At 66.0% G+C, this 26,549-nt stretch carries 14 protein-coding genes; 11 read left to right on the forward strand and 3 right to left on the reverse strand.

The genetic code is table 11. From position 1 onward, the window contains the following. Nucleotides 1-184: 184 nt before the first annotated feature. On the reverse strand, nucleotides 185-1,393 hold the full coding sequence (locus JS528_RS07095) for an ATP-binding cassette domain-containing protein (protein ID WP_214358382.1): 1,209 nt from the start codon (nucleotides 1,391-1,393) through the stop codon (nucleotides 185-187). Next, nucleotides 1,390-2,763, reverse strand: coding sequence for an ABC transporter permease (locus JS528_RS07100; protein ID WP_214358383.1), 1,374 nt, complete (start codon nucleotides 2,761-2,763; stop codon nucleotides 1,390-1,392). Before JS528_RS07100 ends, JS528_RS07095 begins: the two co-directional genes overlap by 4 nt. Before the next feature lie 233 nt (nucleotides 2,764-2,996). On the opposite strand from JS528_RS07100, the gene JS528_RS07105 reads away from it, so the two are divergent. The 7 genes from JS528_RS07105 to JS528_RS07135 all read left to right on the forward strand — a co-directional run bounded on the left by JS528_RS07105 (nucleotide 2,997) and on the right by JS528_RS07135 (nucleotide 14,499). Further along, complete coding sequence (locus JS528_RS07105) at nucleotides 2,997-4,649, forward strand: MFS transporter (RefSeq protein WP_214358384.1); 1,653 nt, start codon at nucleotides 2,997-2,999, stop codon at nucleotides 4,647-4,649. Nucleotides 4,650-4,939: 290 nt separating this feature from the next. After that, nucleotides 4,940-6,064 (forward strand): LacI family DNA-binding transcriptional regulator, encoded by a 1,125-nt coding sequence (locus JS528_RS07110; RefSeq protein ID WP_214358385.1) that lies wholly within the window; start codon nucleotides 4,940-4,942, stop codon nucleotides 6,062-6,064. Nucleotides 6,065-6,569: 505 nt separating this feature from the next. Beyond that, nucleotides 6,570-7,904 (forward strand): MFS transporter, encoded by a 1,335-nt coding sequence (locus JS528_RS07115; RefSeq protein WP_240541388.1) that lies wholly within the window; start codon nucleotides 6,570-6,572, stop codon nucleotides 7,902-7,904. A gap of 610 nt (nucleotides 7,905-8,514) precedes the next feature. Beyond that, nucleotides 8,515-9,864: an MFS transporter gene (locus JS528_RS07120; protein WP_214358387.1), complete on the forward strand. Its 1,350-nt coding sequence runs from the start codon at nucleotides 8,515-8,517 to the stop codon at nucleotides 9,862-9,864. Between the two features lie 427 nt (nucleotides 9,865-10,291). Beyond that, the gene (gene ilvC, locus JS528_RS07125; protein WP_214313621.1) at nucleotides 10,292-11,344 is read left to right on the forward strand and encodes a ketol-acid reductoisomerase; all 1,053 of its coding nucleotides are present in this window, start codon (nucleotides 10,292-10,294) and stop codon (nucleotides 11,342-11,344) included. A 647-nt stretch (nucleotides 11,345-11,991) separates the two neighbouring features. Beyond that, entirely contained in the window at nucleotides 11,992-13,044 is a 1,053-nt protein-coding gene (gene ilvC / locus JS528_RS07130; RefSeq protein ID WP_034529598.1) for a ketol-acid reductoisomerase, read from the forward strand. 420 nt (nucleotides 13,045-13,464) lie between these two features. Next, complete coding sequence (locus JS528_RS07135; protein ID WP_214358388.1) at nucleotides 13,465-14,499, forward strand: Gfo/Idh/MocA family protein; 1,035 nt, start codon at nucleotides 13,465-13,467, stop codon at nucleotides 14,497-14,499. A 235-nt stretch (nucleotides 14,500-14,734) separates the two neighbouring features. Here the strand turns inward: JS528_RS07135 and JS528_RS07140 are convergent, their stop codons facing one another. Continuing rightward, entirely contained in the window at nucleotides 14,735-16,201 is a 1,467-nt protein-coding gene (locus JS528_RS07140; RefSeq protein ID WP_214358389.1) for an amino acid permease, read from the reverse strand. Nucleotides 16,202-16,474: 273 nt separating this feature from the next. Between JS528_RS07140 and JS528_RS07145 the strand changes: the two genes are divergently transcribed. From JS528_RS07145 to JS528_RS07160, 4 genes are all read left to right on the forward strand, one after another. Continuing rightward, the gene (locus JS528_RS07145) at nucleotides 16,475-17,179 is read left to right on the forward strand and encodes an ABC transporter ATP-binding protein (protein WP_214358390.1); all 705 of its coding nucleotides are present in this window, start codon (nucleotides 16,475-16,477) and stop codon (nucleotides 17,177-17,179) included. Nucleotides 17,180-17,194: 15 nt separating this feature from the next. Then, nucleotides 17,195-20,611 (forward strand): FtsX-like permease family protein, encoded by a 3,417-nt coding sequence (locus JS528_RS07150; protein WP_476727160.1) that lies wholly within the window; start codon nucleotides 17,195-17,197, stop codon nucleotides 20,609-20,611. Nucleotides 20,612-20,776: 165 nt separating this feature from the next. Then, on the forward strand, nucleotides 20,777-22,258 hold the full coding sequence (locus JS528_RS07155; RefSeq protein ID WP_214358391.1) for an amino acid permease: 1,482 nt from the start codon (nucleotides 20,777-20,779) through the stop codon (nucleotides 22,256-22,258). A gap of 889 nt (nucleotides 22,259-23,147) precedes the next feature. Then, nucleotides 23,148-26,519 (forward strand): SpaA isopeptide-forming pilin-related protein, encoded by a 3,372-nt coding sequence (locus JS528_RS07160; protein WP_214358392.1) that lies wholly within the window; start codon nucleotides 23,148-23,150, stop codon nucleotides 26,517-26,519. The last annotated feature ends 30 nt before the right edge of the window (nucleotides 26,520-26,549 follow it).

The raw sequence follows: 26,549 nt of genomic DNA on the forward strand, positions 1-26,549 counted from the left end.
AAACGTGAAAGCCCCGGACTGAAGCGTGGGAACCCCGGAGCAAGGCGGGGAACCCCGGAACGAGGCATGAAAACCCCGGAGCAAGGCGTGGAAAACCCGGAGTATACGGTGCCCGTTCCGGGGATGGGGCGGAGCGGGCACCGTATACTCCGGGTGTGAGCCGAAGCGGGGAAGGGCCTGCGACTCAGTCGTTGAGCGTGTAGACCTCGTCGGCCCTCTTGGCGACCTCGTCGGAGGCGGTCACGATGATGACCGCGCGCTTGGGGTCGCGGGCGTGCGCGATCGAGACGATCAGATCGAGGATCGACCTGGCGTCGGACGCCTCGAGGCCCTTGGTCGGCTCGTCGAGGATCAGCGTGTCCGATTCGCAGCTGATCGCACGGGCGATCGCCACGCGACGCTGCTCGACCAGCGGCAGATCCTTCACCTTCCTGCCGCTCGTCGCCTCGCCGAATCCGACCTTCGCGAGGAACTCGCGAGCCGCGATCGGCTTGGGCTTGAGGTACGTGCGACCGGACGCGTTCATCGCGTACAGCACGTTCGATTCGGCGTCGAGATCGCCGCGCACGGCGAACCGCTGCGGCACGATGCCCAGACGGTGGCCGCGCAGCTCGTTGATCTCGAGCTCGATCAGGTTCGAGCTCTTCGTCATCGCGGAACCGGAGGTGGGCGCCTGGAAGCCGCCGAGCACCGCCATCATCGTGACGCGCTCCTCGGGGTCCTGATCGTCGGGCTGCACGCGCACCGCGTACAGCGAACCCGCGTAGAACGCCATCGACGTGTTGTCGAGTACGTGGCGGCCGCTCCTGCGGTTCGTGGTCGTCGCGTGGTTGAGTGAGAAGTTCGGGTAGGACTTGAGCAGCACGCGGTCCGCGACCTGTTCGTCGACCTCGGTGTCGGGGCGCGCCTGGGCATGGCGCAGCTCGTTCGGGTCGCCGTGTCCGCCGGACGCCATCGCGTCGCCGGCCAGCGCGATCGTCTCGTTGACGCGGCGCGCGTTCGCCTCGGTCGCGGCCGAATTGGTCTCGTCCGGCACGACGGTCTCGTCGTCCGCGTCCGTATCGGCGTCCGATCCTGCGGAATCGGACGTTTCCGGGCCCGAAACGGCCTCCGTTTCGTCCGATTCCGCAGGATCGGACGGCAGGAGATCGTCCGGCTCGTCGTCGAAGGTGAAGCTGAACGAGACTTCGGGGGTGTCCGTCCCGTCCTCGTCCTCAGGCTCAGTGCCTTCGACGGTTTCGGTCTTGGTCTCGTCAGTCGGGTTCGTCGCGTCGGCGGCCCGACCGTCGCGATCGGCGCCCTCTCGGGCCGCGGTCTTCTTGTCCAGTTCCTCGTCGGTCATCTCGTGCTCCACATCCTTGGTGCCATCGGTCTTCGCGGACTTCGCGCTCATGCGTCCACCTCCGTCGGGTTCTTCGCGGTCGATTCGACGCCGTCGTACGTCACCGGCGCGAACAGCCTTGCGTAGCTGAAGGTCGCGGCCTTGAGCATCGCGACGATCGCGAGCGCGACGACCAGTCCCAGCGCATCCCAGATCAACGTCCACGTGATGTCCGACGTGACGGGCGTGGCGTGACCGCCGGCCAGCGCCGCGCCGATCGCCTTCGCGCCGAATCCGCCGGCCGCCAGGCCGATCGCGGCCGGGACCACGGTGAGGATGAACGTCTCGACCATGAACTGCCAGCCGAGGCGGCCCTTGGTCACGCCGGAGACGAACGCCATGCCGATCTCGTCGTCGCGGCCGAACCACGTGCGTGCGATGGTGAGCGCGAGCAGCACGACGACGCCGCCGATCGCCAGGACCCGCAGGGCCGGGCGGACCTTCTCCGCCAGGGAGCCGAGCGGCTCGATCGAGGCCTTGTACGCGTCGAGCGACGGCGACGTGATCTCGTAGCCGGCCGGCAGCTTGGCCTTCTTGGCGAGCTTGACGAACTTGTTGTAGGTCTTGACGTCGGTGAAGTCGAAGATCACGTTGAGGTCCGGCACGGACCACGTGTTCGCCTTCGGGCTGTCGGGATCGAGGCCGAACGTGTAGGCGGTCGCGTAGGCCGTGTAGATCACGTTCTCGCGGTTCTCCTTGGCGAGCTTCGCACTCGACGAATCGGCGGAGCCGGAAGCCGAGTCGTCGTACTCGTAGATGCCGCGCACCTTGAACTCGTACGTCTTCTTCGAGTCGGTCGGGTCGCCGACCTTGAACGTGTCGCCGACCTTGAGGCCGTTCTTGTCGGCCACGGACTTGGAGATCAGCGCGCCGGTGGCCTTGGTGCTCGTGAAGACGAGACCCTTGCCGTCGACCAGATGGTACGTGCCGTAGTCGTTGGCCTTGGCGGCCTTCGCGTCGTAGAAGCTGCGCAGCTGGAACTCGCCGCCGGTCTTGTCGGCGGATTCGTCGGACGATCCGGGGATCGCCTTGATCGAATCGCTCTGACGCACGGGCAGCGTCTCGGTGAAGGAGTACGTGAACGACACGCTCTTCTCCTGCGCGGCGATCGCGTACGGGTTGTAGTCGGTGAACTTCAGGTACTTCGACGTGGTCGACTTTGCGTCGTCGCCCTTCATCGCGGCGGCGGTCTTGGCGGTCGGGCGCAGCACCGCGTTCGGGGTCTGCGCGTCGTAGTCGGCGCCGTGCGCGTCGGCATTCTCCTGCAGGATCGCCAGCGATGCGATCGTGCCGAACGAGACGAGGAGCGCGACCAGCACGGTCAGCGCTGAGGTCGCCCAGCGGCGCGTCACGGCGCGCCAGGCGTTGGTGAGAACGAACATGCGCTTACTTCTCCAGTTCTCTGTCTGTCATTTGCTCTTCAACAGTAAGACAGTATGTCGGCTTTCGTGTGCGTTGTCTTGCCCGTTCCTGAAAGCCGACTGGGAATACCCGGCGAATACCCGGCGAACCGTCGGCGCGGCCGTCCGGTTGCCCGGCTCCCGGTCTCGGCCCGCGGAAATACAATGGGAGTGACTGAACCGTCTGGGAGAGAGCACAAGGGAAAGGAACGGTCATGTTGAATCCGTATGTGCGTCCGGGCATCGACGACAGGCCCGATTACGACAAGGCCCTGAGTCCCGAGGACAAGAGCGCCGTCTCGCGTCTGGCGGCGGACCCGCACCGATTGCCGCCCGAGGCGTCGGCCGACCAGCCGGGCGCCCAGGCCGCGCGTCTCGCCGCCGACGGCACCGCGTCCGTGGCCGCCGCCGCAGCGGTCGACGCGGCCGTGCCCGACTACGCGTCGTCCTTCCTCGACATGCGCGACCCGATGGTCTCCGCCGACGGCCAGCGTCCCTCGGCGATCGACGTGAGCCGCCTCAAGTGGGGCTTCGCCGTCGGCGCGGCACTCACCACCGCGCCGTGGATCGCGCTCAACATGGTCGCGATCCCGAATCAGATCGCGCTCGCGGCCGGCGTCAAGACGGGGGTCGCGTTCGGATGGGGCGATGCCAGGGGCGGGCTGGGCGCCGTCGGTGCGGCCTCCACACCCCTCGGACTGGCCGTCGCGCTCGCCGTGGTCGTCGCGTTGGGCGCGATCGCCTCGATGTTCCTCACGCCGCTGGTCTCCGCGCTCTCCGACCGCACGCGCGTGCCGATCGGCCGCCGCACCCCGTACCTCGTCGGCGGCGGCGTGCTGAGCGCCCTGATCGCGCTCGCGCTGGGCTCGGTCGTCAACGTGATCGGCATCGCGGTGTTCTGGATCGCCCTGCAGTTCGCGTACGCGATGCTCGTCGCGCCCCTGTCCGCGGCGCTCTCCGAACGCGTGCCGGACAAGTTCCGCGACGTGATCGAACGCTGGCATGCGGTCGGCGTGCTCGCCGGACAGGCGGCCGGCGGCGTGATCGGCGGCCTGTCGATCGCGTTCGGTGCATTCGACCCGTTCCTGTGCGCGGCCGTGCTGTTCGCGCTCTCCGGCGTCGCGACCGTGCTCGTCTGGCCGCGCGAGCCCTCCAGCGTCGAGCAGCCGCACGTGCGCTTCGACTGGGGCTCGGTGTTCGCGACGTTCAGGTCCCTGCCCCGCGACGACGGACACAAGCCGTTCCGCCGCCTGTTCTGGTCGCGCACGTTCATGACCGCGGCCGTCGGCATGACCGCCGCCTACCTGTGGTACGTCGTGCGGTTCTCGGTCTACGGCACCTCCCCGGTGTTCACCTCCGCGCCGCTCACCCTGCCCGCCGGCGTGCTGATCGCGATGCTCGCGCTCGCCTCGTTCGCCGGCGCCCTGCTCGCCTCCTACTCCGCCGGCGCCATCACCGACAAGCTCGAGGAGGGCTTCGGCCCGTGGTGGCGCGGTTCGCGCGCCGCCGTGATCAGCACCTGCGTGCTCTACATGATCGGCCTGCTCGCGGGCCTTGCGATCGTGTCCGTCGGGGGCGAGCGCAGCCTCATGATCTTCTCGTTCATCGCCGGATTCGCATCCGGCCTGTACGACGTGCTCGTCCAGCCGATGGTCGTCGACGCGCTGCCCGATCCGCGCGCCGCCGGTCGCGACCTCGGCGTGTATGCGCTCGCCAAGCCCCTGGGCCTCACGATCGGTGTGGCCGCCGGCGCCGGAGCGATCGCGCTCGCGGGCGGCATCGTGGATTCCGCACCGCTGGTCTTCGTGGGGATCTTCCCGGCCGCCATCGTCTGCGTCGCGCTCGCCGCCCTCTTCCTGCGGAAGTAGCCCGCCTCCGGACCGGTTTCGCGCCCGATCCTATAGAAACGGACGGATTGCGGCGTCCGTGAGTCCGATTCGCGCCCGATCCTATAGGATCGGGCGTTTCGCGTTGCTCGGAGGCCCGTTTTGCGTCCGATTCTATAGGATCTGGCGCTACGCGGCGGGTGCGTCCTCTGCTCCCGGTCCGATTCTGTAGAATCGGACGTTGTGCAATGCCGGAACCCGACGAGGCGACATGGGTTTTCCGGCTCGACGAGCGGCCGGGACACGGCGGAGACGGAAAGGCGGTTGGAATCATGGTCGGAATGCGCGATGTGGCCAAGAAGGCGGGCGTCTCGCTGAGCACGGTGTCGCTCGTGGTGAACGGCACCGGCTACGTGTCGGACGACATGCGCTCCAAGGTGCAGGCGGCGATGAAGTCGCTCGACTACATCCCCAACGAGCTCGCCCGCAACCTCGCGCACAACCGCACCAACATGATCGGCGTGATCGTGCCGACGATCCGCCACCCGTTCTTCGCGACCCTCACCGCCGCCCTGCAGCGCGAGTTCTCCGCGCGCGGCCTGCGCACGATGCTGTGCTCGACCGCCGACTCCGACAAGGGCGAGGCCGACTACGTCGACATGCTCCAACGGCACATGATGGACGGCATCGTCATGGCCGCGCACACCGCGCACCCGTCCGGCTACTGGACCTCGATCGGTCGTCCGGTCGTCGCGTTCGACCGGTATCTCGGCCCGGGCATCCCCTCGATCGGCTCCGACCACGAGCAGGGAGGGCGACTCGTCGCGCGCACGCTGATCGACGCCGGCGCGCACCACGTGGTCATGGTCGGCGGTCCGCGCTCGCAGTTCCACGACCTCGATTCGGGGGCGGTCTTCAGGTCCGGCGACCTCGCCGAGGCGGGCGTCACCACCTTCCCGACGATCCGTTACTACCTGACCCTCGAGCACGAGCTCAACGAGGCCGGTATCGCCTACGACTACGTGGAGGCCGGCGAGGTCGCCGACTTCCAAGGCTATTCGGACACGATGCACGACGTGTTCGAACGGTTCGACGACGTCGACGCGGTCGTCAGCTCCGACATCGGCGCCTCCCAGTGCGTGCAGGAGATCCTGCGCCGCGGCCTGCGCCCGGGGGCGGACGTGCAGGTCGTCGCCTACGACGGCACCTATCTGGCCGATACCGCCGGAGTGCGGCTCACCGCGGTCTGTCAGGACTTCGACGCGCTCGCGGCCGCGGTGGCGTCCCGTATGAACGCCCTCATCGAGGGGGAGGAGTCCAGCTCCTCGACGACCGACCTCAATCCTCCGGTCTCCGGCGGCGCCGGCGACGCGTTCCCCGACGGCGACGGGCGTCTGCCCGGTTCGGCCGCCGAACTCATCCCCCTGACCCTGCGCAAGGCCGAATCCACGCGCTGAAGGGGATGACGGTGCGTAGGCGTATGTGGAATGTACGTGCCGACGGTCACCGACCCCGGTTCCTCCTCGTCCCCGTCCGTTCTTCCGGTATCCGTGCGTAGGCGTACGCCCGACCGGAAACCCGACGAAAATATCCGGAGGGACGTACGCTTGCGGGTTTCCTCGCCGCTGTCGCGGGTTGGGCGGGGCTGCGGACGGTCTGCCGGACTGTTTGCTTGACGGCTCGATCTGCAATTACGGTCCGGCCGTTGGCCGGGCTCATCGTTTCCTCGCGGCTGTCGCCGCTCGGCCGAGCCTACAAACAGCCCACTGGGCTGTTTGCTTCACGGCTCGGCGTGTCGAACCGGTTCGAGTTTGACGGAATCGAACCGGTTCGATATACTGAAAGCGCAACGCACACAACGGAACAGAGTTCGGTTCCGGATCCGGCAGCTACGAAAGCAGTCGCCACCGCAGCGCACCCAACAACAACCAACGCATGCCGTTTATCAAAAAGGGGATAATCATGGCAGATGCAATCAGCGCGCAAGCGCACGACCCGGCGGTCTCCGCCGACGGTCACCGTCCGACCACAACGGAAGTAGTCCGCCTCGGCGTCGGCTTCACCATCTCCGCAGTCGCCTGCGCCATCCCGTGGGTGGCCCTGAGCTCCATCATCCTGCCGGCCGTGCTCGAGGGCATCGACCCGGCCTCCAAGGAGTCGATGCTCGGCATCATCAACGCCGCCGGCTCGATCGTCGCCCTGTTCGCGAACATCATCTTCGGCACCTTCTCCGACCTGACCCGCTCCCGCTTCGGCAAGCGCAGCCCGTGGATCGTCGTCGGCGGCATCGTCACCGGCCTGTCGATCGGCGCGATCGCGTTCGTCAACACCCACGCCATGATCGTCCTGCTGTGGTGCTGCGCCCAGCTCGGCTACAACATCATGCTCGCCCCGTACGTCGCCACGATGTCCGACCGCGTGCCCGACAAGTTCCGCGGCACCGTCTCCGGCTTCTACGGCGCCGGCATCGCCGTCGGCCAGACGCTCGGCTCCTTCGTCGGCGCCCAGCTGCTCAAGAACGGCACCTCCGGCATCTTCGCCGGCTGGATGATGGGCCTGGTCATCTTCGGCCTGTGCGGCATCGTCGTCGTCGCCATCTGGCCGCGCGAGAAGTCCAACGTGGACGAGCCGCGCGAGGAGATCAACGCCAGGAGCGTGCTGCTGCGCTTCCGTCCGCCGAAGAACGCCCCCGACTTCTACTACGCGCTCGCCGGCCGCACGATGATGATGGGCGGCTACTGGATGATCAACACCTACCAGCTGTTCATCGCCCAGGACTACGTCTTCGCCGGCGATCCGGACGCCAAGCTCAAGGCCGCGTCCGTCATCGCCACGATGTCCGTCATCACGCTCGTCGTCTCCCTGATCGCCGCCGTCGCCGCCGGCCCGCTCACCGACAAGATCGGCATGAGGAAGCTCCCGGTCGCGCTCGCCAGCTGCCTGTTCGCCGTCGGCGCGCTGATGCCGCTGCTGTTCCGCTCCGAGATGGGCATGTTCCTGTTCGCCGGCATCGCCGGCCTCGGCTACGGCACCTACAACGCGATCGACCAGGCCCTGAACGTCTCCGTCCTGCCGAACCCGGACGAGGCCGGCAAGGACCTTGGCATCCTCAACCTCGCGAACACGCTGTCCACCGTCATCGGCTCGCTGATGACCTCCGTGCTCGTCGTGATCGTCAAGTCCGTGCTCGGCGTCACCCAGACCCCGCCGGTCGCCTACTCGGTGGTGTTCATCGTCGCGATCGTCATCGTCCTGATCGCCGCCTGGCTCATCATGCGCATCAAGAACGTGAAGTGATCGTTCCGCGCTGATTCAGCTTTTCGGAGCGGGCCGTTCCCTCCCGCTCCGGAGCCTTCCACGTGAAGTCCCATCGGCCACGGCCGGCGGGACTTTGTCGTATGTGTGCGAACGCATGCGGAGGACGAAGCCGGGCGGTGCGGGGCGCACGGTTACGCGCCGATGACGCGAAATCGCACGAACGGTAAAACTGTTCACATAGTGAACCCCTGCTGGTTTGCGTGGATACGCGAGCCTATCTTCTGTGACCAGATCGAGCGGAACGCCAAGACAAACCGCTCGGCAACAACTTCGAGAACGAAAGGAGGTCGCCGCGATGACTGGATACACTGCCCGCAACACCGTTAACGAATCCGCACTGACCGTCGTTAACGTCGCTCTGCTGTCCGCACGAATTATTATTCCGTCTTCGCTGGCGGCCTGAGTTCGGTTCAATACGCTTGAGCCCCGTCAGCGAAGGCAGGGCGACGAGCGAGATCAACGTTTCAAAGCCCTGCATCGCGCGGGGCTTTTTCATTGCCCGCCCACAAGGCATCATGGCAGTGAGATCCCAAGCACCCCGGAGAGAAACAGAAAAGCAAGAACGATTCGGAAATCAGGAGATTCTCCCATGACTTCAGTCGAAGAGACTGCAAACAAGGCGAAGGACCTGGCCCGCGATTCGGTCAAGACCGTGATCGCCGCCTCCATGGTCGGCACGGCCATCGAGTTCTACGACTTCTACGCCTACGGCACCGCCGCGGCCAACTACTTCCCGCACATCTTCTTCTCCGCGAAGGACAACCCGACCGTCGCGCTGCTGATGAGCCTGCTGACCTTCGCCATCGCGTTCATCGCCCGCCCGCTCGGCTCCCTCGTGTTCGGCCACTTCGGCGACCGCATGGGCCGCAAGACCACGCTGGTCGTCTCCCTGATGACGATGGGCATCGGCACCTTCCTCATCGGCTGCCTGCCGACCTACGATCAGGTCGGCGTCGGCGCCGTCGCGATCCTGTGCCTGCTGCGCTTCATCCAGGGCATCGGTCTGGGCGGCGAATGGTCCGGCGCGGCTCTGGTCGCCACCGAGAACGCCCCCGAGGACAAGCGCGCGCTGTACGGCTCCTTCCCGGAGCTCGGCGCCCCGATCGGCTTCTTCCTGTCCAACGGCACCTACTTCCTGCTCGAGTCCTTCAATGACTCCGACGCGATGCTGGCCTGGGGCTGGCGCGTGCCGTTCCTGCTCTCCGCGGTCCTCGTGATCGTCGGCCTCGTCGTGCGAGTTCACATGGAGGAGACTCCGATCTTCCGCATGGCCCAGGAGAAGAAGCAGGTCGTCAAGGCCCCGATCGTCGAGGTCTTCCGCAAGAGCTGGGTCCAGGTCCTGCAGGCCACCTTCCTCGTGGCCGTCACCTACACGCTGTTCTACACGCTCGCCACCTGGTCCCTCGCCTGGGGCACCAAGGAGCAGGGCGAGGGCGGCGGCGGCCTCGGCTTCACCAACCAGGAGTACCTGCTCATGCTGATGATCGCCATCTGCGTGTTCGCCGCGTTCATCGTGATCTCCTGCGTCAACGCCGATAAGCTCGGCCGCAAGCGCGTGATCATCACCTCGTCCGTGCTGCTCGTCGTGTTCGCCGCGGTGTTCCCGTTCCTGCTCAACGGCCAGATCGTCGGCCAGCGCAACTTCTTCGCCAACATGGTCTTCCTGTGCGTCGGCTTCGCCCTGATGGGCACCGCGTTCGGCCCGATCGGCGCCTTCCTGCCTGAGCTGTTCGACGCCAACGTGCGCTACTCCGGCTCCGGCATCGGCTACAACCTCGCCGCCATCGTCGGCGCGGCCTTCGTGCCGACCATCGCCACCTGGCTGTCCAGCCACTGGGGCGTGCACTCCGTGGGCATCTACCTCGGCGTGATGGCCGTGTGCTGCCTCATCGCGGTGCTGTCCTGCAAGGAGACCAAGGACGTCGATTTCACCAAGTGAAATCGACGGCGGTTCCTGCCTTCACTCGCCTGTCGCCTCGTTCAGGCGTCGCCTGTGGGAAGCCCACCGGGCTTCCCGCTTCACGGCGCCGCGCGGACATCGACTTTACCAAGTGACCCCTATGGTCCGGCTTCCCTCCTGCGGGAGGGGCCGGACCGTATCCCCCCGACTACGGCCGAAACGGCGGGAAACAGCCAATCTTTCCAGCTGTAGTCGCCCTAAATTTCATAACTGAAAATCGCGATTCAATATTTGGACGTGGGGTACCACGTCGCCCACTCGGGGACTAGAACTAGACCCCAGTGATCGATGACTTTCAACGTCAAGGGACACAATCCTTTCTCGCCGAAGGCCGTCAGCAATCTCACCGATTGTCGGACGTGCAGTTTTCGTTCGGCATACCGAACAACATAAAGGAGTGCCTATCATGGCAGCAACTATCTGGTACGAGAAGGACGCCGATCTGTCCGTGTTCGATGGCAAGAAGGTCGCCATCCTCGGTTACGGCTCCCAGGGTCACGCCCACGCACTGAACCTGCGTGACTCCGGCGTCGACGTGGTCGTCGGCCTGCGTCCGACCTCCAAGTCCGTCGAGTTCGCCAAGGAGCAGGGCCTTGAGGTCAAGTCCGTTCCGGAAGCGGTCGCCGAGGCCGATGTCGTGATGATCCTTCTGCCTGATCAGTACCAGGCCGCCGTGTACAAGAACGACGTCGAGCCGAACCTGAAGCCGGGCGCCGCCCTGGCCTTCGCTCACGGCTTCAACATCCACTACGGCTACATCAAGCCGTCCGAGGATCACCCGGTCTTCATGGTTGCCCCGAAGGGCCCGGGCCACATCGTGCGTCGTGAGTACGCCGCCGGCCGTGGCGTCCCGGTCGTCGTGGCCGTCGAGCAGGACCCGGATGGCAAGACCTGGCCGCTGTGCCTCGCCTACGCCAAGGCCCTCGGCGCTCTGCGCGCCGGCGCCATCAAGACGACCTTCACCGAGGAGACCGAGACCGATCTGTTCGGCGAGCAGGACGTCCTCATGGGCGGCATCAACCACCTGTGCGACATGGGCTTCGACGTGCTGACCGAGGCCGGCTACCAGCCGGAGATCGCCTACTTCGAGGTCTTCCACGAGCTGAAGATGCTGGTCGACCTGGCCAACGAGGGTGGTCTGAACAAGGCCCGTTGGTCCTGCTCCGACACCGCCCAGTACGGCGACTACACCTCCACGGTCATCACCGAGGAGACCAAGAAGCGCATGCAGTACCAGCTCAAGCGCATCCAGGACGGCTCCTTCGCCAAGGAGTTCATGGATGACCAGGCCGCCGGCGCCCCGAAGTTCAAGAAGCTGCAGGAGGAGTTCTCCCACCCGCACCTCGAGACCGTCGGCCCGAAGCTGCGCGCCATGTTCTCCTGGAACAACGGCCCGGCCAAGGATCAGGACGAGGCCGAGTCCTTCAACGGCAAGATCGCTCGTACCCAGGTTCAGTGATTTGGGCGCGGCCCTGAGCTTGGCCGCGTGAGCGACTGACAGTCGTGTCGAAACCGCCATTCCGTGTTTGTGTTACGGGGTGGCGGTTTTCGTATGCCCCGGGATTGTCACGGTTGACTCCGGGGTTTGTTCATCTTGCTCCGGGATCGTCACGACTCACTCCGCGGTCGTCACGGCCGGCTCCGGAATCGTCACGGTTAACTCCGGGGCTAGGCACGGGAAAGTGATACAAACCCCGGAGTGAGTCGTGACGATCCCGGAGCAAGATGGACAAGTCGCGGAGTCAACCGTGGTAATCACTGAGTTAGCCGTGACGATTCTGGGTCAGCCGTGACGACTGCGGAGCCGGACGTTGCGGGGACGGTTCGTCCCGGTGGCATGCCCCGGGCGTCCACGATTCGGTTCGCGAAGGCGGAATTCGGCCCACGTTATGGACGGACGGGCGGCAACGAGGCCGTCATCTGTAGGATGGGTCACAGTTTCGAGGACACAATCCTCAACGCATGGCGTCACCCCGCCGCCGCAATCAATCGTTCACGCGGACGGGTCGGATGCCGAACGCGCTTAGTGCGCAACCACAACAACACCGTGTGCCGGCTCGTGCGGAACGTACGTCACGGGTGGCACGCAAGTTAAAGGAGTGCTACATGGCTGCACAGATCTGGTATGAAAACGACGGCGATCTCTCCGTGCTCGAAGGCAAGAAGGTCGCGATCATCGGTTACGGCTCCCAGGGTCACGCCCACGCGCTGAACCTGCGCGACTCCGGCGTCGACGTGGTCGTCGGCCTGCGCCCGACCTCCAAGTCCGTGGACTTCGCGAAGGAGCAGGGCCTCGAGGTCAAGTCCGTGCCGGAGGCCGCCGCCGAGGCCGACGTCATCATGATCCTCGCGCCCGACCAGTACCAGCGCAACATCTGGAAGGACGACATCGAGCCGAACATCAAGCCGGGCGCGGCCGTCGCGTTCGCTCACGGCTTCAACATCCACTACGGCTACATCAAGCCGTCCGAGGACCACCCGGTCTTCATGGTCGCCCCGAAGGGCCCGGGCCACATCGTGCGTCGTGAGTACGCCGCCGGCCGTGGCGTCCCGGTTGTGGTCGCCGTCGAGCAGGATCCGCGCGGCGACGGCTGGGCGCTGACCCTGGCCTACGCGAAGGCCCTTGGCGCTCTGCGCGCCGGCGCCATCAAGACCACCTTCAAGGAGGAGACCGAGACCGATCTCTTCGGCGAGCAGAACGTCCTCATGGGCGGCGTGAACAAGCTCGTCGAGATGGGCTTCGAGGTCCTCACCGACGCCGGCTACCAGCCGGAGATCGCCTACTTCGAGGTCTGCCACGAGCTCAAGATGCTCGTCGACCTCATGAACGAGGGTGGTCTGAACAAGGCCCGTTGGTCCTGCTCCGACACCGCCCAGTACGGCGACTACACCAACACCGTCATCAACGAGGACTGCCGCAAGCGCATGGAGTACCACCTGGGCCGCATCCAGGACGGCTCCTTCGCCAAGGAGTTCATCGACGATCAGGACGCCGGCGCCCCGCACTTCAAGGAGCTGCAGGAGAAGTACTCCAACGAGCGCATCGAGACCGTCGGCCCGAAGCTGCGCGCCATGTTCTCCTGGAACAAGGACGGCGTCAAGGACGCCGACGAGGCCAACTCCTTCACCGGCAAGATCGCCCGCGCCCAGGTGCAGTGAGCCAGGTGCAGTGAGTCGGTCCGGGCGCGTCTCCGGATGGAGGGTCCCCGATGAATCGGTGAATCATCCCCTGAGACGGCCCGAACAAGGCTGAATACGCGAAAACCGCCGTCCGGATTCGTCCGGAGCGGCGGTTTCTGCGTTACGAGGGGTATATCTCGGCTTCCGCGGACACCTATCTCGCCTTCGAGGGGTACCTGATCGAAGTATCACGACTCCGAAAGTAGCCTTGCTCCGTTGCGGCCAAGCCGTTTCGGTGGCCTGATACCTGTGGTGAGTACCCCTTGCAAGCGAGATGGATGTCCGCAATCCTTGGAATGTACCCCTCGTAACGCGGAAAGGCCAAGAATCCGGGGACGCACGCTCCTCCGTGCGATAATCGAGACGACATCATCGCGGATGCACGGAAAGGAGCAAGACATGCGCGAACTCAACTGGGCGACGCTGGGCTGTGGCGTCATCGCCAACCAACTCGAGCAGGCGCTGGAAGGCACGGGGCGCAAGCTGTACTCGGTCGCGAACCGCACGCACGCCAAGGGCGTCGCCTTCGCCGAGAAGTACGGCATCGGCAAGGTCTACGACGAGATCGACGATGTGTTCGCCGACCCGGACGTCGACGTCATCTACATCTCCACGCCGCACAACACGCACATCGGCTTCCTGCGCAAGGCGCTCGCCGCCGGCAAACACGTGCTGTGCGAGAAGTCGATCACGCTCAACTCCGACGAGCTCGACGAGGCGATCGCGCTCGCCGAAGCGAACCACGTACTGCTCGCCGAGGCGATGACCCTCTACCACATGCCGCTGTACCGCGAGCTCGACCGGATCATCGCGGGCGGCGACGGCGAACTCGGCAGGGTCAAGCTCATTCAGATGAACTTCGGCTCCTACAAGGAGTACGACATGACCAACCGGTTCTTCAACCGCAACCTCGCCGGCGGCGCGATGCTCGACATCGGCGTGTACGCGCTCTCCTGCATGCGCTGGTTCATGAGCTCCAAGCCCGACCGGATCGTCTCGCAGGTCAAGGCCGCGCCCACCGGCGTGGACGAGCAGGCCGGCATCCTCCTGACCAATCCGGACGGGCAGATGGCCGCGATTACGCTGTCGCTGCACGCGAAGCAGCCGAAGCGCGGCACCATCGTCTTCGAGAACGGCTACGTGGAGATCTTCGACTATCCGCGCGGCGAACGCGCTACGATCCACGACACGTCGGGCGCCGTGGTGCGCGAGGTCGAGGCGGGCGACACCGCGCACGCGCTCGCCTATGAGGTGGGGGACATGGAGAAGGCGATCCGTGCGTTCGAGGCGGGCAGATCCGGCGAGATCCCGGCCGACGAGGCCGATGCGACGGTCGAGGGCCTCCTGCATCTCGGCTACACGCGCGACGTGATGGACATGATGACCGAGATCCGCCGCGACCAGTGGCACATGACCTACCCGGAGGAGGAGTAGGGCGTCCTCCCGTCGCAGAGAATCGTTCTCAATAAGAAACGTGTGAGGGTTGACGCGGTGTCAATCGCACATGAAAAATCCCCGAAACGGCCGTATTGACACCGTTTCGGGGATTTTTCATATGCGGTTGATTATGTGCGTTTGGCTCACACGTTTTGCGGAGGGGATGATTCCGTGCGCACCGCGAGGGGCGATGACATGCCGTGATCGGCCGTCGCCGCCCCCTCCGGGCGCCTTACTTGCGCGCCTGCGTCACCTGATAGGCGACGAACAGGATCACGAGCCAGATCACGCCGGCGATCACGGCCACGCGGTAGCTGGCCGAGAAGCACATGAGCACCACGACGAGCGCGAGGAACGCGAGCACCACCCACGGCGTCACGCGCGCGAACGGCAGCTTGAAGTGGATCGCGTCGAGCGCCTCCTGACCGGACTTGCCGGCCAGTTCGGTGTCGGCGGGCGCGCCACCGGCGGCGACCACGCGGCGGAACTTCATCTCGGTGAACATGATCATCGTCCAGTTGATGATGCCCGCGATCGTGGCGATCGACATGAGGTAGTTGAACGCGAACTCGGGCCACACGAACACGACCACCACCGCCAGCGCGGTGATCACGGCCGAGGTGAGCACGCCCGCCACCGGCACGCCGTGCCTGTTGAGCTTGCCGAGGTACGCGGGCGCGTTGCCCTGCTTGGCCAGCGAGTAGAGCATGCGGGAGTTGGCGTACAGGCCGGAGTTGTACACGCTCATCACGGCCGTGAGGCACACGAAGTTCAGGATGCCGGCGGCCGCGTGCACGCCCACCGAGTCGAAGATCTGCACGAACGGGCTGGACTTGCCGTCGATCGTGTTCCACGGCACCACGGCCATGATCACGCCCAGAGCGCCGATGTAGAACACGAGGATGCGCCAGATGATGTCGTTGGTCGCGCGCGGGATCGTAGTCTTCGGATCCTCGGTCTCGCCGGCGGTGATGCCGATGAGCTCGGTACCGCCGAAGCTGAACATCACGACGACCAGCGCCATGAGCAGACCGGTCCACGATCCGTCCTTCGCCTGCGCCATCAGACCGTTCGGGAAGAAGCCGCCGCCCACGGTGAACCAGTTCGCGAAGCTCGCCTTGACGCCCGACTCGGTCGGCAGCGAGAACACGATCACCGCGAGGCCGCCGAGGATCATCGCGATGACCGCGACGATCTTGATGATCGCGAACCAGAACTCGAACTCGCCGAACTTGCTCACGCCCAGCAGGTTCGCGGCGCAGATCACGACGAGGAACACGGCCGCCGACACCCACGTCGGGATCGCCGGGAACCAGTAGTTGACGAACGAGCCGACCACGGCGAGCTCGACCATCGACACGAGGATGTAGTTGAACCAGTAGTTCCAGCCGGAGATGAATCCGGCGCGCTTGGACCAGTAGCGCGTCGCGTAGTAGCTGAACGCGCCCGCCTTCGGGTCCTCGACCGACATCTCGGACAGCGCGCGCACGATCATGAAGATCGCGAGTCCGCCGATCAGGTAGGCGAGCAGGATCGACGGGCCGGCCAGCGCGATCGACTCGCTCGAGCCGTAGAACAGGCCCGTGCCGATGGCGCCGCCCAGCGCGATCAGCTGGATGTGGCGATTCTTGAGCGACTTGCGCAGCGTCGCCGGCACCGGCACGTCGTCGGTCTCGTGCTTCTTGTTCTCGGAAGCCATGACTTCTCTCTTTTCTCTGTACTGTCCTGTCCCCGCGCGCCGTACGGGCGTCGGATCACGTTCCGGCCGTCCCGTCTGCCGTCGCGCGGGCGCAACGACGGTATTGTATGCCGTCGTGATGTCGCCGACGGGATCGCGTCCGCGGGTCGGTGCGTTCGCAAGGTTGGTGCGAGACAATGGAGACAGACGCGACGCGTGCCACGACGACGATGCACGCGGGGATGACGGTCCGGACGCGGGGTCCGGACGAGGTTCGACGGCGAGGTGATCGACATGGCGTACATCGAATTCGACGACGTGGTCAAGGAGTATCCGTCCGGCGGCGGCAAGCCGATCCGGGCTCTCGACGGCGCGAGCTTCACCGCGGACGAGGGCGAGCTGACCGTGATCCTCGGCCAATCGGGCGCCGGCAAGACCACGGCACTGAACATCCTGGGCGGCATGGACACGGCGACCTCGGGCCGTGTGGTGGTCGGCGGGCGCGACATCACGGACCTGAGGAAACGCGACCTGATCACCTACCGGCGCAACGACATCGGCTTCGTGTTCCAGTTCTACAACCTCGTGCCCAACCTCACGGCGCTCGAGAACGTCGAGCTGGCCTCGCAGATCTGCCCGGACCACTTCGATCCGGCCGAGACGCTGCGCAAGGTCGGACTGGGGGAGCGGCTCGACAACTTCCCGGCGCAGTTGAGCGGCGGCGAGCAGCAGCGCGTGTCGATCGCCCGCGCGATCGCGAAGAAGCCGAAGCTGCTGCTGTGCGACGAGCCGACCGGCGCGCTCGACTACGAGACCGGCAAGGAGGTGTTGACGCTATTGCAGGACATCTGCCGTACGCAGGGCATGACGGTCCTCATCATCACGCACAACTCCGCGCTCGCGCCGATGGCGCACAAGGTGGTCCACTTCCGCTCCGGCCGCGTCACGGCCAGCGAGGTGAACGAGCACCCCACGCCCATCGCCGACATCGAATGGTGAGGGAGGTCGATCGCGATGGTCGGAAGGCATTCGGTGAAGCACCAGCGCCGTGAGGCGAGGCGGCTCGCGCGTGAGGCGAGACGCGCCTCCCAGGAGACGAAACGCACCTCGCGCGAGGCGTTCCGCGACGCCGTCGACCCGATCGCCGCGGAACGTGATGCAGTCGCGGCGCCTACGAACGCCGTCGGTCGGACGTCGGAACCGGCACGGACCATCCCGCCCGACGACCGGGAGCCGGCAGGCGGCTTCCCTCGCCGAGGGGAGCCGGACGCGAAGCGGGCTGAGGGGAGCAGCCGGGCACGTGCCGGCGCCGCCGCCCGTCCGATGTCCGGCGCGTTCGTCAAGGACATGGCGCGTTGCTGGCTGCGCTCGTGGAAGCGGTTCGCCTCGATCGCGGTGATCTCGCTGCTCGGCGTGGCCGTGCTCACCGGCATCTACGCCGGCTGCCGCGACATGTTCCTCGGCGCCGACCGCTTCTACGACGCGCAGGGACTGCGCGACATCCAGGTGGTCTCGACGCTGGGGCTGACCGACGACGACGTATCGGCGCTGCGCGGCGTCTCCGGCGTCGAAGACGCGCGGGGTGTGCGCAGCCAGTCGGTCAAGGTGCCGATCGACGGCGCCGAGAAGACCGTGACGATCACCGAGATCGTCGGGGGCGCCGTCGATGATGCCGATGGTTCGAGCGCGGGATCCTCGAACGACGTCGGCGATTCCGGTTCCGCGGCCCTCGACCGCCCGTACCTGCAGGACGGGCGCATGCCGACGAAGTCCGGCGAGGTCGCCGTCACCCGCAAATTCCTCAAGGACAGCGGCTACAAGCTCGGCGACGTTCTCACCGTCACGCCGGTCGCCTCGTCCGATTCGACGGGGATGTCCGGGTCCGATGGTTCTCCCTCGGACGGGACGGCCTCCGATACGGCCACATCGTCCGGTGACGATTCGGTCGATGCGAGCGCGAATGGTTCCGCCACGGCCGGTTCGTCCGACTCCGGTTCGTCCGAATCGACGGACTCGTCCTCCTCGCCGTCCTTCCCGACGAGGCTCACCATCGTCGGCGTGGTGCTCGACCTCACCGACCTGAGCAACCCCGACGGCATCGGCAGCGAGGCGTTCCGCAACAACGCCGCTGCCGACTACGCGTTCTTCGCGCCGTCCGACGGCGTGACTGGCGACACGTACACGTCGATCAGCCTCTCCGTCGCCGGCGCCAAGGCCGAGGACACGTTCTCCGACCGCTACGACGACACCGTCGGGGCCGTCGCCGACCGCATCGAGAACACGATCCAGGCCAAACGCCAGAAGGTCCGCCGCCAGCAGCTCGTCGACGAGGCCGAGCGGAGAATCGACGACGCCCGCGCCGAGGCCGAGTCGAAATTCGCCGAGGCGCAATCGCAGATCGACCAGCAGCGCGCCCAGTTCAACCAACAGGTCGACGCCCTCGCCGCACAGGCCGCGCGCTCGCAGGCCGTGGCCCAGAACAGCGGCCGCACCGCCGCGAACGCAACCACCGCCGCCGCGGCCGCGAACGTCACCGTCACCCCGGAACTCCGCCAATCCGTCATCAACCAAAGCCCGCAGCTCCAGCAGGCCCAGGCCCAGATCGATCAGGCGCAATCGGACCTCGACAACCGGAAGTCCGAGACCACGAAGCAGCTGGACGACCAGACCAAGAAGATCGAGGAGAATATCCCGCAGTCGCGCTGGTACGTGCGCACGCGCGCCGCGATCGGCGGATTCAGCCAGCTCAAGTCGGACGTGAGCTCGATCGAGTCGATCGGCCGCGCGTTCCCGATCGTGTTCCTCACCGTCGCCGTGCTGATGAGCCTGACGACGATGACGCGCATGGTCGAGGAGGAGCGCGGTCTGATCGGCACGTACGTCGGCCTCGGCTACGGGCCGGCAGCGATCGCCGCGCGCTACGTGCTGTTCGCCGCGCTCGCCTGCCTGATCGGCGGCGGACTGGGGCTCGTCGCCGGGTTCCTCGGCATCCCCGCGTTCCTGCTCGTCGTGCTCAAGGGTCTGTACACGATCCCCGACGTGCGGCTCGAATACGACTGGGTGTACGGTTCGGCGGGCATCGCGCTGTTCGTCGTCGGCATCGTCGTCGCGACCGTCGTCGCTTGCGCGGGGGAGCTGCGCCAGACGCCGGCCGCGCTGATGCGCCCGAAGGCGCCGAAGGCCGGCACGCGCGTCCTGCTCGAGCGCGTGCGGCCCGTCTGGCGACGCATGGGGTTCCTCAACAAGGTCACCGTGCGCAACATCATGCGCTTCAAGTCGCGCCTGATCATGACGGTCGGCGGCGTGGCCGGCTGCACCGCGCTCATCGTGTGCGGGCTCGCGATCAACGACAGCGTCGACGCGATCCCCGCGCGCCAGTATCAGGACATCTACCGCTACGACCTGATGGTTGTGACCGATCACGACGACCTCGCCGCCGTCGAACAGCGGCTGCGCGACGACGGTCGTCTCGACGGCGACGCGATCCCCGCGCGCGTCGAAAGCGGCGAGATGACCAACGGCGACGACGAGTCGGCAACCGTCCAGCTCGTCACCGTGCCGCGCGCCGCCGACATGAGGTCCATCGCCGCGTTGCACGACGTCGACGGCGGTGCCGCGCTCTCGCTGTCCGGGACCGGCGTGATCGTCTCGCGCAGCGCCGCCAACGCGCTCGGCGTCGCGGCCGGAGACGAGATTGCGCTGCAGAACGGCGATTCGGAGCGCGCCACGGCCCGCGTCAGCGCGGTGAGCGAGTCCGTGATCGGCTCCGACCTGTACCTGACGACCGCGTACTACAAGGCGCTGTTCGGCGCGGACGCGACGGATTCCGGCGGATCCGACGCGTCCGATGGCGACGACGCCACAACCGCCGTCACCGTCTCGAACGGCGTCGGGCTCAACGCCGTCTACGCGAACCTCAAGGGCTCCGACGACGCCCAGGTCGACTACGCCGCCAAACTCGGCCGCGATGCGAAGATCCTGAGCGCCGTGAGCAGCGTCCGGCTCGAGCGCAGCTTCGAGTTCAAGCTCATGGCCGCGGTCGTCGCGCTGATCGTGGGGCTGGCCGGAGGACTGGCGCTCGTCGTGCTGTTCACGCTCGCCAACACGAACGTGTCCGAGCGTGTGCGCGAGATGGCCACGCTCAAGGTCCTCGGCTTCTATGACCGCGAGGTGCACACGTACGTGAACAAGGAGATGCTGATCCTCACGCTCGCCGGCATCGCGGTCGGACTGCCGCTCGGCCGCTGGGTGGGAGGCCTGCTCACCGCGGCGCTCAACATGCCCGGCATGTACTTCGAGGTCCACGTGCGCCCCGCGAGCTACCTCATCGCCGCCGCGGTGACCCTTGCCTTCGCGCTGCTCGTCCAGCTCCTGACCAACCCGGTTCTCGACCGCATCGACCCCGCCACCTCCCTCAAGAGCGTGGAGTAGGAGTTCAATTCCGAAATTGAACTGCCGTGTCGGCCGCAGGGAAAGTTCACAGAGGTGTTACACGAGAATTGAACCGAGTGAACTTTTTGCGCCAGCACAGTGCTAGAGTTTGAACTCGCATTGAACGATGCGTATGTGAAGATGTGAGAAGCGAGGTCAAGCCGCATGAGCGACAGCCTGAAATCCGTCGAAAGCCTCGACGCAAACAACGAGATGGACCGCGGTCTGAACAATCGCCATGTCCAGTTCATCGCCATCGGCGGCACGATCGGCACGGGCCTGTTCCTCGGCTCCGGCAAGTCGATCGCGCTGACCGGACCGTCCATCGTGTTCGTGTACATCGCGGTCGGCATCATCATGTTCCTGCTGATGCGCGCGATCGGCGAGCTCATGTACCGTGACCCGAGCCAGCACACGTTCATCAACTTCATCAAGCGCTACCTCGGCAACGGCTGGGGCAAGTTCGCGGGATGGTCGTACTGGATCGTGCTCGTGCTCATCGGCATGAGCGAGATCACGGCCGTCTCCACGTACTTCATCACGTTCTTCGACACGTTCGGCATGGACCTGTCGCACTGGAAGTGGCTGATCGAGCTGTGCTTCCTCGCGGCGCTCGTGACGATCAACCTCATCGCCGTCAAGGCGTTCGGCGAGGCCGAGTTCTGGTTCTCGATGATCAAGATCACGCTGATCTGCGCGATGATCGTCACCGCCGTCGTCATGGTCGTGATCGGCTACCACTACGGCTCCGTGCAGATCACCGGCCAGGACTACCCCTCGCCCGCGGGCCACGCCGGCCTCGACAACCTGACCAACAACTTCTCGATCGCCCCCAACGGCTGGCTCGCGTTCCTCATGAGCTTCCAGATGGTCTTCTACGCCTACGAGATGATCGAGTTCGTCGGCGTGACCGTCTCCGAGACGCAGAACCCGAGGAAGGTCCTGCCGAAGGCCGTCAACGAGATCATCGTGCGCGTGCTGATCTTCTACGTGGGCGCGCTGGTCGCGATCATGGCGATCGTGCCGTGGACCACGTTCAAGCCGAACAAGGACGGCTCCTTCGCATCCCCGTTCATCATGGTGTTCCAGTACGCGGGCCTCAACTGGGCGGCCGCGCTCGTGTTCTTCGTGGTGATCACGGCCGCGTCCTCCGCGCTCAACTCGCTGCTGTACTCGGCCGGCCGCCACCTCTACCAGCTGGCGATCGAGTCCGATTCGCCGAACTTCCAGAAGATCGGCGTCGTCTCGAAGCGTCAGGTGCCGGCGCGCGCGATCCTCGTGTCCGCCGCGCTGATCCTGCTCTCCCCGGTCATCAACGCGATCCCGGGCGTGTCCGGCGCGTTCGTGCTGTTCGCGTCCGCCTCGTCCGCGGTGATCATCTTCATCTACACGCTCACGATGATCGCGCACCGCAGGTACCGCCGTTCCGCCGATTTCATCGCCGACGGCTTCGTGATGCCGGCGTGGAAGTTCACCAATACGCTCGCGATCGCGTTCTTCGTGTTCGTGTACTGCACGCTGTTCCTTGCGGACGACACCCGCGGCTCCGCGATCGCGGGCCTCGTGTGGTTGGCCGTGTTCGGCGGCTACTGCGTCCTGCACGACCGCTTCCAGAACCGCGACCTCAAGGCCGCCCTGAAGAAGTAGATCCGTTTCGTTCCCTTTTGAGGGGTGTTCGTCGGCGCCGTCGGGATGATTCCCGGTGGCGCCGCGTCGTTGTGGCGATGCCGCGGTCGACATCGCGGCCGATGGCGCCGCGCGGCTGTGGTGCCATAGTGCCGCATCGGTGCCGTTGGAAGCGGTTTTCTCCGGTGACTCTCCGTCGCAGGTGCCGATACCTGTCGTTGGTATGCCCCGCGGTACTTTTTCTCGGGATCCACCCATGTCTCGAGAAAAGGGGACTCTGGGCCCGACTGAGCGGTACTTTCTCTCGAGATCATCCCCTTGCTCGAGAATAGGTACCGCTGATGGGCTCCCAGCGGTACTTTTTCTCGAAGTCGGGGTCGGGGCAAGAGGTGATGAGGCGCGAAGTCGAAAGAAGCCGAGACGTTGCGGCTGTGAGGTCGGGTATCGGTGCCGGAATCGGGGCGATAAGACATCCCAAGGTGTGATGAAACCGTGAAGATGCGGTTTCGAGTCGTTCGGGGACAGGTGTGTCGTGGTCGCCGCGCGCGTGTAGGGCGACCGTCTGCCGGTGATTTCGGGGATTGCGCCGTGATGAGGCGGTGATCCCGGTGCCGCGATCGTCGTCGATATGTCGGATGCCGAGCTGTCGCAACGATTCCTGGGCGTCGTCGTCGCGATGCGTCGATGATCGACACGTCCGGAATCGATCGCGGATGAGCCGACCGAGTGTCCCGTCATCGTCGCTTCATCGCCGGTTCCGGCCCGAATCGGGCGTTTCGTCCTGTCGTTTCGACGTGGGACCGTTCGAACAGCGACCTCGCACGGCGCCAACGGCGGTGCGGCGCGGGGCGCGACCCGAACGCCGGTGCGGGTTCGGGATCGATCGAACGACACCGAGAAAGGACGTGCGATGAGGCACGAATTCCACAATGGGCAGGCCGATGGCGGTCGCGACGACGAACGCGGGCGCGAAGATCTCCGGGAGGAGACGTTCCCGCATGAGGAGCGTCGACGGGTGACGCCGCGAGAGTCGCCGCGGCCGGAGTCGCCGGGGGAGCCGCGGACGGAACCGACGGAGGAGCCGCGGGCGGAGTCGCTGCGGCCGGAGGCGTTGCCGCAGTGGCCGCCCGCATGGTACGGGATCCCGCGTCCCCGCGGCAACGGCGGCGGGCGGCACGAGAATCCCGGCGGCGGCGCGGACGACTTCGCGCTGATCCCCGACGCGTCGTTCCCGACGGAGGCCGGGACGCACGGTCTGGGCGTCAAGCGGCGCCTGTGCGGGCGGAGGATGCGCCGCGGACTGCGGTGGTGCGCCGCCTGGTCGGCCGTGGCGATGCTTCTGACGATGACCGTGTTGCCGCCGGTACCGGATGCGCGCGCCGGCGACTCCGCCATGGCGCTGGGCGCCGGACAGACGGTGTTGCACGGCGATGACCCGGCGTCGTCAGGGAACGTGGTTCATGGCGATGACGGCGTCATCGTGACGGCGGCGGCCGACGGGGAATCGTCCACCACGCTGCCCGACGGCGTGACGTGGAAGGAGGTGCGCGCGTACATCGACGAGCACTTCACCGGTTCCCGGGTCTTCGCCGACGCCGTCTACGACGCGATCCGCGCCTCCGGCCAGGACTATACGGACGAGCGGTTGGAGGATCAGGACGATCTCTATTCGGCGGCGGGCGTGATTCGGCTGTTCGGCGTTCTCGATCCCGACCACACGACGATCACGGTGGATAAGCCGTTGGAGGATGATGCGGTCCTGACCGGCGTCACGCTGCTCGGCAACACGGGATCGCTCGAGATCAGGGATGTCGGCAACCATCGCGGTCTGGCGTTCATCGAAGACGCCTTCACCCCGGCCGCGGACGGAGCGCAGCCGTATCAGACCCCTGCGGGGCCGGCGATCCGAGTGTCGCCGATGAATCTGACCGTGCTGCCCAAGAATCCGTACGCGTACAACCTGACCAAGGCGCGCAGCGGACATCATACGTTCAACACCACCGCCTACAGCGATCTGTCCATCAACGTGGTGCGTGACCCGGAGGGGAAGGACGCGCGGGTCGATATCGATACGACGCTGACCGTTCGCGACGGGAAGGTCGAGTTCAATCTGGACTCCGGCAAGCGACGTTCGGGGAATGCTTCCGATGCGGGTGCAAACGCCGAAGGCGACGGAGCTGAAGCGCCCGTGGTGCCGGAAAAGGTCGGAACAGGGATAAGCGACGAGGAAGATGCGTCCTCCGAGTCCGGGAAGATCGGGGCCGGAGCATCCGAGGCCGGTAGAACCGTACGTCCTACCGAAGTGACGCCGACGTTCCAGACCAAGTCCGATGAATCCGATGCCATATCGACCGACCGGGTGACGGCGGACGGCAACGTCGTGTCGATGTCGATTCCGAGCTGCGGGACGGATGGAAGCTATCAGGAGAGGGTGGCGTTCAGCAAGCTGTATCAGCATTTTGGCGGCACAGTTCAGCAGCAGTTCTCCATCGACTACTTCTATCGGACGAGCGTCACGTATCTCAATACGGTGACCATTGCCGGGGAGGCGACGGTGCTGTCCGATCTCAGGGTGCGCAAGGTCGACGCGACGAACGACGAGCCGCTGGAATTGTCGCAGTTCCGCCTCTACACGGACAAGGCCGCCACGAAGCCGGCTCGTCAGGCGGTCGTGAGCCTGTCGGGCGAGGTGCAGTACGACGCCGACGGCGCCATCGCCATGCGCGACGTCGAACCGGTGACGACCGACTCGGACGGCACCCTGACCATCGAGTATCTCGTACCCGGCGACTACTACCTCAAGGAGATCGACCCGACGCTCGGCTACGGACTGCCCGAGACGAACCCGATCAAGGTCACCGTCAAGGGCGCCGACGAGGGCACGCCGCTCGCCGGCCCGACCCTCAGCGGCGGTCAGGGCAACGAGGCCAAGGTGCTCAAGCCCGTGAACACCGCCCGCGCCGACAACTTCAAGAACGCGTCCAACTGGGTCACCGCGAAGAACAACATCACCCTCACCTCCGAACTCGACGTCGCCCGCATCGACGACGGAGTTTACATCCGCAACGGCGGCAAGCCGATCGCGATCACCGAGCCTGAGGCCGCCACCGGCACCGAGAATCCCGGTGATGCCACCGGCGGCGATGCCGAGACCCCCGGCGACGCCGCGAATCCCAAGGATGCCGGAGCCGGTGACGGTGCCGATCCGTCCGGCGGGATCGGCGAGCCGGTCGTCGACGCCAATCCCGCCGCGCCTGCACTCACCCCGCTCGGCGGCGGCTCCTACACCGTCACGTTCGGCGCGGGAGAGTCCGCCGAAACGAAGACCTTCGCGACGGCGGCCGAGGCGCAGGACGCGATCAACGCGATGATCAAGGGCCGGAAGCTGACCTGCGAGAACGCCGCGATCACGATCGACGCCGGCACGCGCGTCTACCATCGCGAGGCCGCCGATACCGACGTCGTGACGATCGGCGATCCGCCGCTGCCGGTGCACCTGCAGGTCGGCGCCAGCAAGGTCCTCAAGGGAGGCGACGACGACATCGAGGACGGCCAGTTCCGCTTCACGCTCGACGGCGCCGACTCGACCGGCGACATCCACGAGACGGTCGGCGTCACGTCGACCGGATCGTTCTTCGCCAACCACACCGGCACCGTCGACTTCAGTCCGCTGACCTTCGACAGGGCCGGATCGTACGAGTTCACCGTCACCGAGGAGAACGACCCGTCCGACACCGCCGTCAGCTACAACCCGGAGGGCGTCTCGTACAGGCTGTGGGTCGAGGTCGTACCCGACTGGCTCGGCCGGTTCCGGATGGACGGCGTCGAGGCCGAGCCGACCGAATCGGAACAGGAATCGGGGGCGACGGACCCGAAGGACGACTCGACCGGCGACGCTGATTCCGGCGGCTCCGGCTCGGATCCCGATACGTCCCAACGCCGCTACCAGGGTCTCGCCGCCTCGGTGCACATCGCGAAGGTGACGCGGGGCGCGGACGGCAATCCGGCGGTCGGCGAGAAGGAGTTCCTCGGCACGTATTACGGCTGGTGGACGAACACCACGATCAGGTCGGAGGACGGCACGGTCACCGGATTCACGCCGAATCCGCGGTTCCTGAACACCCGGACGGAGTTCCGGTTCGTCAACGTCGCCAAATCCACGACCCTGCCCAGAACCGGCGCCGCCGGACTGCTCGCCGTCTCGATGGCCGGACTCATGCTGCTGCTCGCCGGCGCGCTCATCGTCGCCCGCGAATCCCGTCGCAACGCCACGCGGCGATAAGCGTCCACAACCCAATACACCAAATCAGGA

Source organism: Bifidobacterium santillanense, from assembly GCF_018555385.1.
In the GTDB taxonomy this organism is placed as follows: domain Bacteria; phylum Actinomycetota; class Actinomycetes; order Actinomycetales; family Bifidobacteriaceae; genus Bifidobacterium; species Bifidobacterium santillanense.

Bases quoted from the DNA above. Each gene is read 5' to 3' on its own strand.
- JS528_RS07095 (WP_214358382.1), bottom strand. From the start codon at position 1,393: ATGAGCGCGAAGTCCGCGAAGACCGATGGCACCAAGGATGTGGAGCAC.
- JS528_RS07100 (WP_214358383.1), bottom strand. From the start codon at position 2,763: ATGTTCGTTCTCACCAACGCCTGGCGCGCCGTGACGCGCCGCTGGGCG.
- JS528_RS07105 (WP_214358384.1), top strand. From the start codon at position 2,997: ATGTTGAATCCGTATGTGCGTCCGGGCATCGACGACAGGCCCGATTAC.
- JS528_RS07110 (WP_214358385.1), top strand. From the start codon at position 4,940: ATGGTCGGAATGCGCGATGTGGCCAAGAAGGCGGGCGTCTCGCTGAGC.
- JS528_RS07115 (WP_240541388.1), top strand. From the start codon at position 6,570: ATGGCAGATGCAATCAGCGCGCAAGCGCACGACCCGGCGGTCTCCGCC.
- JS528_RS07120 (WP_214358387.1), top strand. From the start codon at position 8,515: ATGACTTCAGTCGAAGAGACTGCAAACAAGGCGAAGGACCTGGCCCGC.
- ilvC (WP_214313621.1), top strand. From the start codon at position 10,292: ATGGCAGCAACTATCTGGTACGAGAAGGACGCCGATCTGTCCGTGTTC.
- ilvC (WP_034529598.1), top strand. From the start codon at position 11,992: ATGGCTGCACAGATCTGGTATGAAAACGACGGCGATCTCTCCGTGCTC.
- JS528_RS07135 (WP_214358388.1), top strand. From the start codon at position 13,465: ATGCGCGAACTCAACTGGGCGACGCTGGGCTGTGGCGTCATCGCCAAC.
- JS528_RS07140 (WP_214358389.1), bottom strand. From the start codon at position 16,201: ATGGCTTCCGAGAACAAGAAGCACGAGACCGACGACGTGCCGGTGCCG.
- JS528_RS07145 (WP_214358390.1), top strand. From the start codon at position 16,475: ATGGCGTACATCGAATTCGACGACGTGGTCAAGGAGTATCCGTCCGGC.
- JS528_RS07150 (WP_476727160.1), top strand. From the start codon at position 17,195: ATGGTCGGAAGGCATTCGGTGAAGCACCAGCGCCGTGAGGCGAGGCGG.
- JS528_RS07155 (WP_214358391.1), top strand. From the start codon at position 20,777: ATGAGCGACAGCCTGAAATCCGTCGAAAGCCTCGACGCAAACAACGAG.
- JS528_RS07160 (WP_214358392.1), top strand. From the start codon at position 23,148: ATGAGGCACGAATTCCACAATGGGCAGGCCGATGGCGGTCGCGACGAC.